At 40.9% G+C, this 13,629-nt stretch carries 7 protein-coding genes and 3 pseudogenes; 3 read left to right on the top strand and 7 right to left on the bottom strand.

From position 1 onward, the window contains the following. Positions 1–198: 198 nt before the first annotated feature. Positions 199–1,266, bottom strand: a complete 1,068-nt coding sequence (locus CDC37_RS21405; RefSeq protein WP_096624931.1) for a serine/threonine-protein kinase — start codon at positions 1,264–1,266, stop codon at positions 199–201. A gap of 972 nt (positions 1,267–2,238) precedes the next feature. Here CDC37_RS21405 and CDC37_RS21400 point away from each other — a divergent pair. After that, positions 2,239–4,005, top strand: coding sequence for a hypothetical protein (locus CDC37_RS21400; protein WP_096624929.1), 1,767 nt, complete (start codon positions 2,239–2,241; stop codon positions 4,003–4,005). A 95-nt stretch (positions 4,006–4,100) separates the two neighbouring features. On the opposite strand, the pseudogene CDC37_RS25865 reads toward CDC37_RS21400, so the two are convergent. After that, positions 4,101–4,331: pseudogene (locus tag CDC37_RS25865) on the bottom strand (IS982 family transposase); the annotation flags it as partial. Positions 4,332–5,031: 700 nt separating this feature from the next. Between CDC37_RS25865 and CDC37_RS25860 the strand changes: the two are divergent. Next, a pseudogene (locus CDC37_RS25860) lies at positions 5,032–5,463 on the top strand (transposase); the annotation flags it as partial. Between the two features lie 279 nt (positions 5,464–5,742). On the opposite strand, the gene CDC37_RS21385 reads toward CDC37_RS25860, so the two are convergent. The 3 genes from CDC37_RS21385 to mtnA form a co-directional block, all read right to left on the bottom strand. Next, entirely contained in the window at positions 5,743–7,977 is a 2,235-nt protein-coding gene (locus CDC37_RS21385; protein WP_096624927.1) for a glycoside hydrolase, read from the bottom strand. Between the two features lie 806 nt (positions 7,978–8,783). Beyond that, positions 8,784–9,014, bottom strand: coding sequence for a NifU family protein (locus tag CDC37_RS21380; protein ID WP_096624925.1), 231 nt, complete (start codon positions 9,012–9,014; stop codon positions 8,784–8,786). Positions 9,015–9,756: 742 nt separating this feature from the next. Then, positions 9,757–10,818, bottom strand: a complete 1,062-nt coding sequence (mtnA, locus tag CDC37_RS21375; RefSeq protein ID WP_172892810.1) for an S-methyl-5-thioribose-1-phosphate isomerase — start codon at positions 10,816–10,818, stop codon at positions 9,757–9,759. A gap of 228 nt (positions 10,819–11,046) precedes the next feature. Between mtnA and CDC37_RS21370 the strand changes: the two are divergent. Beyond that, positions 11,047–11,772 (top strand): annotated as a pseudogene (locus CDC37_RS21370) (RNA-guided endonuclease InsQ/TnpB family protein); the annotation flags it as partial. 1 nt (position 11,773) lies between these two features. Here CDC37_RS21370 and CDC37_RS21365 read toward each other — a convergent pair. Continuing rightward, positions 11,774–13,072 (bottom strand): hypothetical protein, encoded by a 1,299-nt coding sequence (locus CDC37_RS21365; RefSeq protein ID WP_231943143.1) that lies wholly within the window; start codon positions 13,070–13,072, stop codon positions 11,774–11,776. A gap of 45 nt (positions 13,073–13,117) precedes the next feature. Continuing rightward, a complete protein-coding gene (locus tag CDC37_RS21360) occupies positions 13,118–13,561 on the bottom strand; it encodes an SRPBCC family protein (RefSeq protein ID WP_096624921.1) in 444 nt (147 codons plus the stop codon). Positions 13,562–13,629: the final 68 nt, after the last annotated feature.

Below are 13,629 nucleotides of genomic sequence, written 5' to 3'. Positions count from 1 at the left end.
ATACCCCTGCTCCCAATTCCCCACTCCCCCTAATTAGGGCTTGCGGAAAAATACTAAAACTCTTATCTTATAAACCTTAGATGGTATTTTAGTTCCAGAAAGTGCATATAAACTCAAAAGCCTGACATCTTTCGTTTTTTGAAGTCAAGCAAAAGTGGAATTTGTAGGGTTAAAACTGCTCCCTACTCCCAACTCCCCTTAATTAGGAACTTGACGTTTCATTTTCGCCTTACGTTGTTTTAGTTTAGCCCGCCATTCACGAATTGCGATCGCAGTCCGAGTGACGGGGGAAATATAACCATCGGGAATATCTTCACTAGCTTCCACACCCAGGGGTTGGGTTGTCATACAGTTAGTTAGGGTAGGTAAATAGGATTCCATTCCTAAATCCCACATCACATCTTCGGCGGATTTATATCGTTCTTCCAGGGGAATGCGTACCATCTTACCGATAATTTTGGCAAAGTGATCGCTAATATCAACGTGGTTTTGCCAAATTATTTCCCCTGTAATGGCATCGTAATCAAATTCTAAGGGAGCTTTTCCGGTTAGCAAAAATAAACAGGTAACACCGACAGCATAAATATCACTAGCATATACAGGACACAAAGAAAACTGCTCAGGAGGTGCAAATCCCATCGTTCCCACAAAGTGAGTAGATGCTGACTTATTAGGACTTTCGTGAGTCCTTGCAACTTCTTCTTTGACCGCACCAAAGTCAATAAGTACTAATCTACCATCATCTTCACAGCGCAGGAGATTATGGGGTTTTATATCCCGATGAATCACATGGTGTTTGTGAATATATTGGAGGACAGGCAAAATTTCCTGCAAAAACATTTTCACAGTTCCTTCACTTTTTGGTCCTGTGCGACGAATTTCCCGCGCCAAGGTGGAACCGCGTATATATTCTTGCACCAGATAAAACTCACCATTGGTTTCAAAAAAATCCAGCAGCATGGGAATTTGGGAATGATTTCCCAACTGTCCCAGGGTTTTGGCTTCCTTTTCAAAGCGATTTTTTGCTCGCTGCCAACTTCTGGGGTTACTTGTTTTAGGACATAACTGCTTAATTACACACAAAGGATATCCCGGTAAAGCCATATTCTTGGCCAAAAAGGTGACACCAAATCCTCCTCTGCCCAAAATCCGGAGAATTTCATAGCGATCGCGAAATAGCTTTTGGGAACCACACAATTGCCCCAATTGGGTCTGCTGCAATATATCTGCATGAAAATTGGATACTTTTTTTGAATAGGGATTCATCTGGCTACAAGGCAGGTTAATTTCAGAAGGTGTTCTTTAGTCTTTTCTAGGAGAAGTCACACGTGGTACGTCTACAGGACTTATATTACATATGGACTACCTAATCAGATTTATCTAGGTAGCTTACTTCCCCCATAGCGGTCTCAAACTAGCCACCCGATACATGTCTGATTTTGGAGCAAATAGGGATTTTCCCTGGATTTCTCACAAGCAAGTTGTAAGCCTTGAGTAACGGATTGATTTTCCTTCTACACCCTACGGGTACGCGCAGCGTTGTCGTAGACTAGACGCTACGCGTCTACACTGCTCCCTACTCCCTGTGATTTTTCGGATTTTGTGATAGATGCGGGTTTCCAGTCAGGAATTTATGGGGTTGAACTCCCGCTTTCAACAGGGTTGCTTGTTTTCAGTTGAAGTCGCAAGGAGCGATAAACAACACTCCGTCCACACCCACCTCCTTTTCTCAAGTCTCCACATACAAATAAACATAATTACGTAGCTTGCTTCCCGCGTAGCGGGTATTAAGAATTACGAATTACGAATTACCCTAATGTCTCTAATTTACCCATATTTCCCAACCGTTACCAGTCCCATCACTGTATCTTTGCAAAACCCTAATGTTTTGTCTAATTCTCCGGAAGCTCTATCCTGGGAGGTGTAATTGTTACCAATTATGCAGCGTATTATCACTTGTTGACATATTGCAAGTATTCCCATAATTGCTTGACAAGTGAATCCAGCATGTAGTGTTGATACAACTAGACAGGAAACATAAGTAAGTCGCCGTTAAAAAATCAAGGTATGTCCGAAGCGAGTGGAACACAGTGAAAGGAAGCAATCTCAAGGCTGTGAATATTAGGTTTATTTGTGACGACTTACTTAGATATTAATCTTCCCCACTCCCTATTTACATGCAAGATGCTTAGATGTAGGATTTACCTCATTTACTTTTGTGAATTTTATTACTTGATAATGATTGCCAAACAGTTACATCGGTTGATTACGGATACAAATTCCAGGTCGTTCACAATCCAACGACGTATCTGTTTAATTTTAAGTTTGATTTTTGGCTTATTTTATAGCTACCTAGAACTTCAGGAAGCCTTTAGTGGTAATTATGTAGTCCAAGATGATGCGAGGGTATATACGTTTTGGTTACAAAAATTTATTGAGCCAGATATCTTACCCAATGATGTAATTGCGGAATATTTTGCTTCTGTTACACCCTGGGGATTTACAACTTTTTTTGCATTTTTTGCCAAGTTGGGAATTGAACCTTTATTCTTTAGTAAAATCCTGCCTATTTTCTTAAAAATCATTAGTATTTATTACTGGTTCTTTCTCTCAATGGAAATATTTCCTGTTCCCATAGCGGGATTTCTGAGCAGTTTGTTATATGCTCAAAATCTTTCCCTTCGAGATGATTTAGTTTCTGCCACACCCCGCTCATTTATTTTTGTTTTTTTTATCGCTTTTTTATACTATTTATCCCGTCGTTCTTTAGTTCCCTGCCTAATTTCCATTGTCCTCTTGGGTTTATTTTATCCTCCTTTTATATTTATTGTTTCTGGAATCCTGATTTTGAGATTATTTCGCTGGCAATCAGGAAAAATTAATATTACGCAGCAGCGAGATGATTATATATTGAGTCTGGGAGGATTGGTATTAGCATTTGTGATTATGTTACCCTATGCATTCACTTCTTCAGAGTTTGGTCCAACCATATCTGGAGAAGCTGCAAGGTTGTCACCGGGATTAGCGCAGACGGGTCGGATAAGATTTTTTCGAGATGATTTGGCGATGTTTTGGTTTTTTGACCAACATAGTGGTTTAATTCCCAATGTTTTGGAACATGCTTTTAATTTATTTGGGTTATTTTTACCCTTACTTTTTTACTATCCCCATCAATTTAAACTTCGGCAACGTCTCACTCAAAATGTCCAGATTTTGCCTCAAATTATCTTTTCATCATTGGGTATGTTCCTTCTAGCCCATCTATTTTTATATAAACTTTTTGCTCCCGCAAGATATAGTCGATATACCCTCAAGTTTGTCGCCATCATTGCGGCATCAATTTTCATTGTATCGATGATGGAATCAATTTTAGATTGGATAATTCAGAATCAAAAAAATCAAATTTATCCACAAAGACTTTCGACTCTATTTATCACCTTACCTGTCCTAATTCTCATTATTTACCCCTCTTTTTTAGCTAACTTTACCTGTACCGTCTATCTGCGAGATAACTATGGGCAAATGTACGCTTTCTTACAAAAACAACCCCAGGATACTCTGATTGCTTCCATCAACCCCAGCACAGATAATATTCCAGTATTTGCGAAACGCTCAATTTTAATTGGTTGGGAATATGCTGTACCCTACCATGTAGGTTATGACCAAATTATCACAGCCAGGGGAAAGGATTTAATTCGCGCTCAATACAGTCCAGATACTCACCAAGTCAAAGGTTTTATTGATAAATATGGCGTGGATTATTTTGTCATCGATCAAGATGCTTTCAGTCGGGAATATATTCTCAAAAATCGCTGGCTGCAACAGTGGCAAGATTTGACCAAGGAAATGTCTACCCAATTCCAACTCATGACACAGCAAGGTCAACAGCCTGTTATTCTCCAACATTTACAGCGTTGCACTTCTCTTCAGGTTGAACAATTGCTGGTAGTTAAGGCTGAATGTGTTGTGGAAGCAGAATTAAAGAATCCAGAATACAGGAGTTAGTTGATTAGGAGGGGTTCTATTTGTCTGTCAATTTAATTTTGTGTTTTTTAGATTATGAATATTATGTCCGTTCATCCACCCATAAAAAACTCACACGGTAAAACGTGCAATGTATAGAACTCCTTGAAAGTACGATATCCACTACCGTGAAAGGCTATCACTATTGTCATTACTTCTGATAAACACATTCTCGACTTGCTGCGGCGTTCTCCAGTCATAGATGGTAATTGCGGTACTTGCTGCCACAAGTTGTTCCACTGATTGCAAAAATCGTCAATATCGCAAAATATTTGCGTCACATCAAGCCGAGATACAATGGTAGACATCGCCGAGACCCCTGATTTTTGAAATTTATTTTTCAGTCTCGGTGTTTTTTAGGCTTTTTCTTCCATTCTCAATAATTCTTTGCTGTTTGAGGATGTGAGATTCTTCTCAACTTCTTGCCCAATAGGCTTTTTGCAGGCTGCGATCACCGTCGAACTTACGTTAAATTAAGGCACAAAGGTTTTAATTCTTCTATTGATATGGTATGTTCATCATGCTTATCTTGACAGAGTAGTATCTCCGAAAAACCCCAATCCGCTCAAAAATCAAGCCTGGATTATAGTGCAAAGGTTTTTAAAAACCTGACTCACATGAGAGCGCCTAATACTACCAACGGTGATAATCTCTGTTGCAGTTGCATCTCTGACTACCTGACACATCTCCTTAAAGCCTTGATTGTACGTCCCAGCTTCGACTGCGTTGATCAGGTAATATCAGGGTTCTAGGCAATAAATTTAGTCTAGATGACCAGACTAAGCTTAGAGATAAAATCCTTGCTAAACAAGCATTTCAAGAGTTATGTCAGGCAGCCAGGTTGCATCTAATTAAAGCTTGCTGAATTACTGTCAATTATCGGTTGATTAATGCTTTGAGAACCTATTTCCAGAAAAAGCCGAGTAGACTCTACGCCTTATATTCAAATCGTGGTGAAAATTCGGGTTTTGAAGCTGATTATTTAATTGAATCAAGATTTACCTCAAAAAACTACATCTGGTAGTCAACGAACTAGGTGAAATTCTACTAGGTGATTCTTACCCTGGTAACATTGATGACTGAAAGCCCATTCCTGATTTACTCAAAGATTTGTTTGGCAAAATCTTTGCAGATAGGGGTTATGTATCGAAAGACCTTGCTGACAAGCTTTTCAAAGAATTCGGAATAGAATTTTTCACCAAACCGCGCCGCAATACAAAAAATAAGTTGATGTGCCTTCATGACAAACTGTTGTCACGTCAGCGTTCCATCATTGAGTCAATTAACGATTAACTCCAGAACATTTCTCAGATAGAACATTCTAGACATCGAAGTCCTGTTAATTTCTGTGTTAATGTACTGTGCGGATTAATTGCTTATTCTCACCAACCTCAGAACCCTAGCCTTCAAATGTATTGGGTTTTATCTCAATTTGCTTAACCCGAACTTAGGTTACTTACAGGAGACTTCTGATTAGATGAGATTTGTACTGTTCTTCATAGCCCCGGCGGCAATATACTCTATGTTATCGGTGATTTGTCAAGATGTCAATTATCAGTCCCAAAAACATTGTAATTACGTAATTTATTGACAATAAAATCATTAATATTGAGATTTATCTGGATTTATTGACAATAAAAATCGCGAAATGGAGCAAATGCAGTATTTTGGGATTTTCCGGATTAAAATAACTAATCAATCCCAGGGGTAATCTGAAAATTACGGTACTGCGATCGCCACGAAGTTGTTTTCTGGTACAAAGGAATGGAAGCAACCGTCATCAGCTAAAACTAAAACCATATTGAGCTGATAATCGGGGGGGACTTGCAAGTCTGTCCAGGGTACGGCAATTTCCAAGCAGCGATTGAAGGCAACCTGTGCCCGACTTGTGCGAAATTCCCACAGAAAGTTTTCTTTAGCTTCTTGAAATTGGGCTGACTCGCTAATTAAATCAATTTCCAGGTGGTGATGGAACAGGTAATTCAAGGGTGGGATGTCGGGAACTTCGGCGATGGGCATGGGACTGTTATGCATGGTTCGCCCTGGATAGAACCAAAGGAGATGTAGTTCTGCTGGTAAATCTGTGCCCGGTTGAACTCCGGTTTTAAAATCGACACGAATATAAAAATTCAAGTGGTCGTAACCGTACCAAATTTTTTGCACCAAACTATTATTATGCATAGTTCCCCTAGCACCACCAACGGCGATTCTACCGGCTTTATCCCAATCCTGTTCATCTCCTTTACCATCAATGACTGGATGGATAAAACTTTGGGGTAGACGGTCTCCCCCGGTTTCATGGCTTTCGAGGGGATAGTGTAAATAGGGGGGAACCGGTTCATTTAAAGCTTGGTATAACCCGATGAGATGTTCCCGAAAGAGTTGGTCAAAGATGGCATCATGGTTAGAGGAGTGACCTTCCCCAAACCACCAAAACCAATCGGAACCTTCAGCCGCATACAAAGCCTCCCAAGCTGCGGGATTGTTCTCTTCCGTAGCTTCGGGGTGATTAGCTAAAACTTGACGCGCTCTGGCGAGGTAATCCCAAGCGCGATTTTTTACCGGGTCGCCAATCCAAGTGGTGAAACTACCATCCACCCAGGAACCACTATGAAGTTGGTTTGTGGGAATGGTCGCTGTTGCGGGATATTTATCTAAAAATTCGGAAACCGTAACTAGTTGTATATGGGGTTCCTGGGTCAGGGTTTGATAAAGTTGTTCCAGGAAAGGTTTGCCATCTTGCTCATAAAATTCCCAACAATTTTCCCCATCCAAGGCAATCGTCACTAACCACGGTTGCTCTGGTTGTCTTTGTCGATGCATTCGATGGATAGATTGGAGGTGTCCCACCAGATCCCGTACTGCTTGTTTGGGAGTCATGGCACTGTAGGTAAAACCGATTAAATCCGAGAGACGGTGATCACGGAAGATGATGGCTAATTCTCCCTGATCTGTTTGTAGACGATAGGGACGATACAATAATTCTGGTTCTAGTAAATTCCCCGCTCCATCCCGGTGGAAAAAGTGTTGCAGTGACCAACCCAATACGGCTTCATCAGAGCAAATCCACTTAAATCCGGCATCACAAATATACGGTATGATTTCCGGACTAACGGATTGTTCGGAAGGCCATAGACCACGGGGTGGACAGCCAAATCTATCTATATATATTTCCTTCGCTTTACGTAGATGACGGGGAATATCCTCTGACCACTGGAAGCGGGACTCCGGTAAATTCATATTTGGGACAGCCACCCGTCCAGCATTCGTATCTGCCAACAAAGGTAAAATGGGATGGGTGTAGGGTGTAGTTGTCACCTCCAACTGACCGCTATCTTGCATTTTTCGGTGTTGGGGGATAATTCTGGCTAAAATTTCCTTTTGTTTGGAGTAGATACGTTGGCGATCGCTTAAACTAAAATTCCTCCCTTTTTGCAACCAAGCGGCAATTTCCGGGTCATCCCAAAACAACGGATCAATCCAAGCTAAATTATGCCAAGCTTGTAAATCCCCAAAATCATGCAATTGCCAATTTTCTAAACACCAGGCTGTTCCTTTTTCTTGCCTTTGGGTGTACAACTCGGCATAACGGGGATGGGTGTCAATCAAGGTATGGTGATTAGCATCAAAAAAGTTGTTGATGACAAACTCTTTTTGAATGGTGCTTAAATTTTCCGTTGGCGTTAAACTTACTTGTAAATAGGGGTCAAAGGCTGTCCCTGCAACATAATCTTCTAATTGTAAGATTAAAGAAGGAACCAAATTTACCGTTTGATGTAACTTCGGGTATTGTTCCAGTAATAAAATTAAGTCTAAATAATCCTTGGTACCGTGTAACCTCACCCACGGCAATAAATACTTTTGGAAACTTGATGACGAACTGCCATTGTCAGGAACTCGATACAAAGGTTGGTGTTGATGCCAAATAAATGCGACGTAGAGGGGATAGGACATAACGTAAAGAAATAAACTGGTGTGCGGTGGAGGTTGTGGATTGGTAGGACTATCAACTACATATATTTAAACTACCATCTCCCGTCATCAACTGGTTTGTTGGCAAATACCCATCTTCGTTTCTCTGTTGTTCAAAAGTTTTCCAAATATATTTAGGGTTCGCGGAATCAAGGTGTAACGCAATTTATGCAAGGGATTCAAGTATTTTTCCCCAAACAAGTACGCTTGTTGATAATCTGGAGTATCAAAACTTTGTAAAGCTCGTTATGCGATCGCTGGATAAATTTGCAACCAGAGCAACGAAATCATCATTTTACGACCTATAGTAGGTTCTAGATTTGCTTGCGAGACTTTTTCTGCAAGTCCTATTTATGCAATCAATGGGAAGTTTCAATAGTCGGGTTTCTCTCCACTTAAACCAATCACAAGGAGGAAGCGAGCAGTTGAATCAACTGTTCGCGTTTTGAAGCAAGGCTGAAAACCGGATTCCAGAAACCCGACTTCGCGAAACAAAGGATAATTTACACCGTGAGGGGTTAGCCATGTAACCCAATCCAAGGCAATTTTGGCATTTTGTGATACTTCCCACGGTGATATATTTCCTTTTTGGTTTGTTGACGGTTGACAATCAACAGTTAACTACTTGCCTAAGTCAAAGCTTAGTTTACTGCCGTGTAAACCTGGATTTCTCACAAGTAAGTAATAAGCCTTGAGTAACGGATTGATTTTCCTTCTACTGACTACTCACTACTCCCTATGAGTTTTAGGGTTTTGTGAGAAATGCGGATAAAGTATAGTTCTCTTCCCTAGGCGACCTGTTCCACTTCCGCAATTTCGGGAATCATTTCCCGCAAACGGCGTTCAATTCCCATCCGCAAGGTCATCTGGGAACTGGGACAAGAGCCACAAGCACCTTGTAAGCGCAATTTAACGATCGGCCCATCCAATTCTACCAATTCAACGTTACCACCATCGGACATCAGATAGGGACGCATTTCATCCAAAACTTTTTCTACGTTCTCTGTGGTTAATTCCATCGTGTTATACCTCTTCTCTTGCTTCGGATTTGACGGTTGATTTTTACTTATTTAAAAGTCTAGCTTGAAAATGGGGAGCAGGGGAGGGTAGGAGAGGTTAAGTGTAGCTGTTCCGTAGGCGATCGCAATGCAATATTCAAGGTGTGCATCAGTGCATCAACCTTGATTCGGAAGTTGGTGGGTTTGAGGAAATAGAAAATAGGCTGTTGAATATAACCTTTACGATACAATACTTGGAAGCTCTTTGATTGCTGTAGAACATTTGACAAATAATTACGCCTTCCGATTTCAACTTTGAAGCGATCGCATCATGGATACATTCATAGTCAAAACGAGGACTCCGCCAAAGAGAGCTAGCGACGATGAACCTTACAGCCTGAAAATCCTGTCCAGCAATATTTGTGGGTAATAAAAGTTTTTAAAAACCACCTATCATACACTTTTTTGAGAATAAAATCGGTAAACCGCAAATCAGCTAGTTATTGACTTTGTTATCAACTAGTGGAACTACTTTGAACTTTAACTGACAAAATCATTGATTCACGAGGATTTTCGCGTTTTTAATCCGTCCAATTCACCTTCAATTCAGCAATACCGCAAGATTTAAGCGCTGAAGCAGCACACTTTTCGATGATGGCTCAAAGCATTGGTATATAGGACTGATAAAGTATCCTAGTTGGGAGGTAAGCAATACATGCAGGTTAATCTCCACTCCCTACTTACTGCTCACTCCTCCCTAACTTCAAACAGTTTGTGCTTCCTTAAGAGTAATTAACTCACTAGGAGAAAATACACCGCGCTCGGTAATAATTCCTGTAATTAAATTGGCGGTTGTGACATCAAAGGCGGGATTATAATAGTCTACCCCATTAGGAGTTAATTGAGTTGTTCCCACTTGATAAATTTCCGTTGGGTCTCGTTCTTCGATGGGAATTTGACTACCATTGGTCAAGTCAAAATCAATGGTGGAAATAGGTGCAGCTACATAAAAGGGTATATGATGGGCTTGGGCGACAATCGCTAAACTGTAAGTTCCGATCTTATTGGCAGCATCGCCATTCGCTGCAATCCGGTCTGCACCAACTACCACCGCATCGATTAACCCTTGCTGCATACAATGGGCTGCCATATTATCAGTAATCACAGTCACAGGTATTCCCTCCTGTACACATTCCCAAGCGGTTAATTTTGCACCTTGTAAGCGGGGACGGGTTTCGTCGGCAAATAGGCGATTTAAACGTCCTTCTCGCCATGCAGACCGCACCACACCCAAAGCTGTACCATAACCTGCGGTGGCTAAGGCTCCAGCGTTACAGTGGGTCAATAATGTTAATTTTTCTGGATTGCTTGGTAACACTTTTAACCCATTATCACCGATTGCCTGACAGGTTTGTAAATCCTCTATTTGTAAATCTTGGGCAGTTTTAAAGAGAGCTTGACGAATATCTTCTACAGAGCCTAATGTTTCATAGGCAACTTTCATCATGCGAGAAATTGCCCAAAACAAGTTGACAGCCGTGGGACGAGTGGCTTTTAACATGGCAGCCACTGCTTCCAAACGTTCTAAAAATAATTCGCGATCGCTAGTATTAATTTCCCTTGCACCGAGATAAATCCCGTAGGCTGCTGCGATACCAATTGCTGGCGCTCCCCGGACTATCATGGTTTTAATGGCTCTAGCCATGTCTTCACTGCGGTGAATTTCGACGAGGGCATATTCGTGGGGTAAACGGGTTTGGTCAATCAGGGAAACTGCATCATTATGCCAGATCACCGAGTAAACTTGGTTGTTGAGAGGTATCATAGTTGGGTTGGGATGGAGTCAGAAGCGTTCAAAGGGTACTAGGCTTTTTCTCTGTCAGATATTGCCATAGTTAAGTATCTATAAAAATACTCGTTGAAAACCCTTCGTATTTAGGCAAGGGATGAAAACGGTCTCAATCCTTTAGGACTCTCTGATTTCATCTCTTTGATATCCAAAACATTATTGTACAATCACCATAACCCATAAACAACAGGGGGTGATTCCGCGGTGTTGGTATTAGAGTACAAAGTTAAAGGTAGACGAGAACAATACAAAGCTATTGATGAAGCTATCAGGACAACTCAGTTCATCAGAAATAAAGCTATTAGATATTGGATAGACGCACCTCAAGGTAGAAAAATCAACCGCATAACTTTGAATAATTACTCGACAACACTGCGAACAGAATTCAAGTTTGTCGAAGAATTAAACTCAATGGCTTGTCAAGCTGCAACAGAAAGAGCTTGGTCTGCTATTGATAGATTCTACGCAAATTGCAAGGCCAAGAAACTTGGAAGGAAAGGTTTTCCCAGATTTCAAAAAGATAATCGCTCGGTTGAGTACAAGACTAGTGGGTGGTCACTACATCCAACAAAACGACGCATCACTTTTACTGATAACAAAGGTATAGGTGAATTCAAATTGTTAGGTAAATGGGATATTCACACATACTCAACTAAACTAATTAAACGTGTACGATTAATTAGAAAAGCAGATGGATATTACTGTCAATTTTGTATTGATGTTGAGATTCAACCAGAATCTAGGGATGCTAATGGCGAGATAGGTTTAGACGTAGGATTGGAGTATTTCTACACTGATTCCAATGGACATCATCAGGAAAATCCCAAGTTTTTGAAGAAAGCAGAAAAAGCGATTAAACGCGCTCAAAGACAAATATACAAAAAGGAGAAAGGTAAAAACCAACGTCAAAAAGCAAGACAAAGATATGCAATCAATTAAACCAGACAGCAAACCCAAAAAACTGACCACCAAAGGTTTCCTGCAACTGTTGCCAAAATCTGGTATTTGTCATTTTTCCTACTTGTAAATAGGGTGCTGCACCTGTTCCCTGTAACCAAGCAATCACATCCAGAGTTCCTGGTTGGGTAAATGCTTTGTTAATATTTACACCCCTAACTTCTCGAATTCGCCAAAAGGGAATTAAAACTTTTCCTGTGAGAATACTATCAGTTTCATCCAAAAAGGCTAACCAAGTTTTTACCATCTGTGAGGTGACACGAACATTGGGAATGACACCTGTTTGTTTCGGATTTGGCAACCACTCCCGGTCATTATCTGTTTCTGCCATAATTAATTGCCAGGATTGACGGCTTAATTTGGTGGTTGTTTGTAAATGTTGCAGGGCTTTGGTCATCCTTGTTGGTTCTTGGAGAGGGAAGCGTAGTAGGTGGAAAAAGGCGATAATATCGACAAATTCAATCCCTCCAAAGGAATTGGTACTTGTAGGTGCATTAACTAGGAATTTATAGGGTGTGTCGGGTTTAGTGAATAAAACATGGGCTAAGGAATTAAAAAACTCCCTACCATCGTGGGCTAATCCAAATTCACCAATTGCCGACAACAAATGACAATACCCCCTCAACCATACCGCATCCCCAGCATCAAAGGCGATCGCAAATTGACTGGCTTGAGTTGGGGTGATATTAATTCGGTTAATGGTGGCAAAAATTTTCCACAGGGATTCACTTTCTTCCACCTTACCATCACCATTGATATCCAAACGAATCAGACCAAAACGTAAAGGTAATTTGACATTTTTGTCCTGCATCGGTGCTAGGGTCGCTTCCACTTTCCCTAAATCATCAATGAACCCCTGTAAAATCTGTCGTGTATTTTCATAGGTAATCATTTGGGGATTGGGATTAGTTGGTGTTGGTAGTCGTAATATGGGTAAAAAACCCGTTAAGGCATTGGAACGCACCCCATAACGATACAGAGATTGCATTACCCTTTCCACGGCTTTTGCTAACTGCACCATACCCAAACTAAACCTCGCTTGGTCGTCCTGGGGGTGCTTTTGCAACTGGGCTAACATTGCTGCTTCCCCTGCTGCTAGTTGACCAGTCTGTAAATACTTCTCAATCGCTGGAGGGGTGGTATTTTTGGCAACTGCACCCGGTAGGGAAAATCCCAATAATAGGAAGACAAGGCAAAGGCAAGAGCAAATACAAATCCGTAGGTAACGCCACATAATACCATCCAGTTGATATTCCCTGATGAAAAATATCAAACCTGTTTACCTATGTGCCGTCAATCATAAAGTAGCAAAAGTTAACTAAGCTTGATTTTTGGCATTTAGAGCGTAAACACGAAACCGTTCTAAATCAGCCATCAACGTTGATTCCACAATCCTTCCTAAAAATAGGTTATCCATAATTGCGAGAATTCCCGGAACCCCATAGGCTACTGTCATTTTCACAATACTACTGGTTTTGCGGTCATAAAAGCGGATAGCACCACGATTGGGTAATCCATCCACCGATTCCCACTCAATAATCTGATTGGGTATTTGTTTGAGGATGCGCGATCGCCAAGAAAATTCAAAGCCACCGCTAGCCAATTTCCAAATCGAAATGTCTGGCTGTTCGGGTGGAATTTTCACCGATTCAATCCATTTCATCCAGCGTGGCATCTGTTCTAAATCTGACCATAAACCCCACACCAAATCTATTGGTACTTCCACTTCTATCTGAACCGTATGTTCTAACCACTCTGACATAGTATATATGCTGCCTGCTATACAAAAGTTTTAGACAAAGCCAGACATTCACTTGACATTTCTACGGG

The sequence above is a fragment of the Calothrix sp. NIES-3974 genome (genome assembly GCF_002368395.1).
GTDB lineage: Bacteria > Cyanobacteriota > Cyanobacteriia > Cyanobacteriales > Nostocaceae > NIES-3974.
The sequence above is the reverse complement of the archived record's forward strand: the minus strand, read 5'-3'. Positions and strand labels throughout refer to the sequence as shown.

What these genes read in the sequence shown, in the direction of transcription:
- CDC37_RS21405 (WP_096624931.1), bottom strand. Translation starts at nt 1,266, where the DNA reads ATGAATCCCTATTCAAAAAAAGTATCCAATTTTCATGCAGATATATTG.
- CDC37_RS21400 (WP_096624929.1), top strand. Translation starts at nt 2,239, where the DNA reads ATGATTGCCAAACAGTTACATCGGTTGATTACGGATACAAATTCCAGG.
- CDC37_RS21385 (WP_096624927.1), bottom strand. Translation starts at nt 7,977, where the DNA reads ATGTCCTATCCCCTCTACGTCGCATTTATTTGGCATCAACACCAACCT.
- CDC37_RS21380 (WP_096624925.1), bottom strand. Translation starts at nt 9,014, where the DNA reads ATGGAATTAACCACAGAGAACGTAGAAAAAGTTTTGGATGAAATGCGT.
- mtnA (WP_172892810.1), bottom strand. Translation starts at nt 10,818, where the DNA reads ATGATACCTCTCAACAACCAAGTTTACTCGGTGATCTGGCATAATGAT.
- CDC37_RS21360 (WP_096624921.1), bottom strand. Translation starts at nt 13,561, where the DNA reads ATGTCAGAGTGGTTAGAACATACGGTTCAGATAGAAGTGGAAGTACCA.